The following is a 2837-nucleotide window of genomic DNA, read 5'->3' on the forward strand; positions in this document are numbered from 1 at the left end:
GGCTGGACCTTGTTCTGCGCCGCGACGGGCGCCGGATCCGGCTCGGGAACCTTGTTGTCCTCCCGGACGGCCCTGAACAGCGGCTCCGCCTGGGCCTGGTCGAACTGGACGCGGTTCGGGTCCTGCGGGTACGGCTGCACGGGAACTGTGACGAACCGGACCTTCCCGGCACTCATCTCGCGCAGGCTGCCGGCCAGCTTCTGCATCACCGACAGCGTGAGGTCTTCGTCCGCCTTGATCGACTTGGCGACGGCGGACAGGAAGTCGTAGGTGCGGCCCGGGTCGGTGAGCATGCCCTTGCCGGTGGCCTTCTTGACGATCGACGCCATGAACGCCTGCTGCCGCTTGATCCGGTCGAGGTCGGAGCCGTTGCCGAGCGCGTAGCGGGTGCGGACGTAACCGAGCGCCTGGTCGCCGCGGACGGTCTGGCGGCCGGCCTTGAGCCGCAGTTCGGCCTTGGGGTCGTTGATCGGCCGCGGCACGCAGATCTCCACGCCGCCGAGAGCGTCCACGACGCGTTTGAAGCCCGTGAAGTCCACCTCGACGTAGTGGTCGATGTGGATCTTGGTGAGGGACTCGATCGTCCGCCAGGTGCAGGCGGCGCCGCCGTTGGAGAACGCCGCGTTGATCTGCCCGAACTGGGCCGGCACGACGGCGCCGTCCTCCTTCTTGCAGGACGGCATCTGCACCATCGAGTCGCGCGGAAAGCTGATGCCGATGGCGCTCTCGCCGCCCGGCGAGATGTGCAGCAGGATCGTGGTGTCGGAACGCTGCCCGGGTTCGACGCCGTAGCGGGCGTTCTCCCCCTCGCGGCTGTCGGAGCCCATCAGCAGGATGTTCAGCGAGTTGTTGAGCTTCTCGGGACGTTCGCCGAGCCGGCCGTCCACGTTCTCGCGGTCGATCTGGCCGTCGAGCCGCCGCCACAGCCCGTACGCGGAGAGGCTGCCGGTCACCAGCGCCACCGACAGCACGATCGACAGCACGCCGAACACACGCCAAAGACGCCCCCGCACCGGCGGTTCCGGTGACTGAGAGGCGTGGTCCGCGAAGTACACCGGAGCCGGCGCGGCGGGTCGCTGCATCCGTAACATTTCAGCACAGATTGGACACAGGCCACCCTGGTCATGGGAAAGTCGCCCTTCCACGGGCTCCCCGCCGGCTCCACAGCCGCCTCAAGCGCCGCCGTCAGCCGCCCCGGGCCTCCTGAAACGGCCTTCCGGAGCCTTGCCGGAACGAACGCCGCACCGGGCTGATGATCTACCCGTAAGGGATGATGTACGGTCCTGCCCATGGGAAAGGACGGCCGGCTCGACGCTCTTGAGCGGGCCGTCGAAGGGACCCTCGCCGAGGGATCGTTCGAGTTCGACGGCGACGCGGCGGTCCTCCGCATCGAGGGGTCCCTGGTCCTCACGACCACCTGGTTCCTGGCCCTCGGCACCGGCGGCGTCGTGCTGCTCCTGGCGGGGGCCGTGCTGTCGCTGGCCGGGCTCCCGACCGAGGCGCGATGGGCGCTGGCGCCGGGCGCCGGCCTGTTCGCCTGCGCGCTCTGCTTCGTCCTGCTGCTGCGCTTCACCCCGCTGTTCGACCTGTGGTCGCATCTGGAGCTGCGCTTCGCGGAGCGGGCGATGGTGCACCGGAAGACGCGCGTCCCGTTCGGTGAGCTGCGTCCCGAGCACCTGGTGTGGAAGAACGGGCGGTTCTTCCGGCGCCTCTACGTCCGGCACCCGTCCCTGCGCAAGCAGCTCGCCGGGTTCTTCGGCAGCGAGGAACGGCAGGCCCAGGAGTTCCAGCGGCGGCTGTGGGAGCTGATCTCCGCGCCCGACCTGGCCGGCGGCCTCGCCGGCGGCGGCGACCTCACCCCGGTGCAGCGCTGGATCATCGCGGCCGCCGGCCCCTACGGCGCGATCAACGGCTTCCGGCTGGACCGCCTCGGCGTGGCCCCCGGCGAGTCCGCGGCGACCGCCGACCGCCGCACCGCCCAGGAGCTCCTCCAGGACCCGTGGGGCGCCTACGACCTCGAACAACTCCTCGGCGCCGTCAACTGGCTCGTCCAGGACGGGCACCGCGCCGACTTCACCCAGGACGCCGTCCTCGCCGCCCGGCCCCCCGACGCGCAGGAGGAGTACGGGACGCTGCTGCGCGAGGTCGACGACCTCATCGCCCGCGACATGCTCGAACCGCCGTTCGTCGAGCGGCTGATCGAGCTGGTGCGCGTCCGGTACGGGGACGAGGGAGGCGCGTACGCGCGGCTCGTCCCGCGGGTGCTGCGCGACGAACCCGGCGCGGACGTCAGCGAGGAGGGCGCCGAACTCGCCCAGTTCCTCCACCAGCTGTTCAACGACCGCAACCACGCGTCCGAGGAGCTGCACCGGCTGAAGGCCCTGGCCGACCCCGCGCTGCGCGCCAACGTGGGGCGGTTCCTGATCTGGGACTACGGGCGGGCGCTGATGCTCTACCGCTGGGGCCACATGGTGGGCTGGCTGACCGAGGAGTACTGCTGGGAACGCATGCTCCCGCTGGCGATCGACATCCAGCGGCGGTACTCGTCCTGGCGGGACATGGCCACCTGCTACCTGCAGGGGCGGCTGCTCTGGTCGGGCGGCGGCGGCAAGGCGCAGGACGAGTACGAGCGGCTCGTCGAGGACCTCGCCACCGAGCCCCGCAGTCCCTGGAACCTCGTCCCCTGGAACCTCGACCTCACCCGAGACTGGAGCTGATCCCGGCCCTCGCGCATGCCGTCCGCCCCCTGGCGCGGGGGCCTCCGGGGCATACGTACCATCCCACGTGAAATCACCAGCTTACGGCCGCTACGCTGGCGTGATCTCAACAGGCACCCC

The 2837-nt window shown here is 70.6% G+C and carries 2 protein-coding genes; one reads left to right on the plus strand and one right to left on the minus strand.

Going from position 1 to position 2837, the window contains the following annotated elements; all coding sequences use genetic code 11:
* Nucleotides 1–1013: LCP family protein (locus E1281_RS38910; protein WP_165959311.1), on the minus strand; the 1013-nt coding region annotated here is incomplete at its 3' end.
* A gap of 276 nt (nt 1014–1289) precedes the next feature.
* On the opposite strand from E1281_RS38910, the gene E1281_RS38915 reads away from it, so the two are divergent.
* Nucleotides 1290–2717 (plus strand): DUF1266 domain-containing protein, encoded by a 1428-nt coding sequence (locus E1281_RS38915; protein ID WP_131884701.1) that lies wholly within the window; start codon nt 1290–1292, stop codon nt 2715–2717.
* Nucleotides 2718–2837: the final 120 nt, after the last annotated feature.

Origin of the sequence: Actinomadura sp. KC345 (assembly GCF_004348515.1) — a bacterium.
Lineage (GTDB): Bacteria > Actinomycetota > Actinomycetes > Streptosporangiales > Streptosporangiaceae > Spirillospora.

Bases quoted from the DNA above. Each gene is read 5' to 3' on its own strand.
- E1281_RS38915 (WP_131884701.1), top strand. From the start codon at position 1,290: ATGGGAAAGGACGGCCGGCTCGACGCTCTTGAGCGGGCCGTCGAAGGG.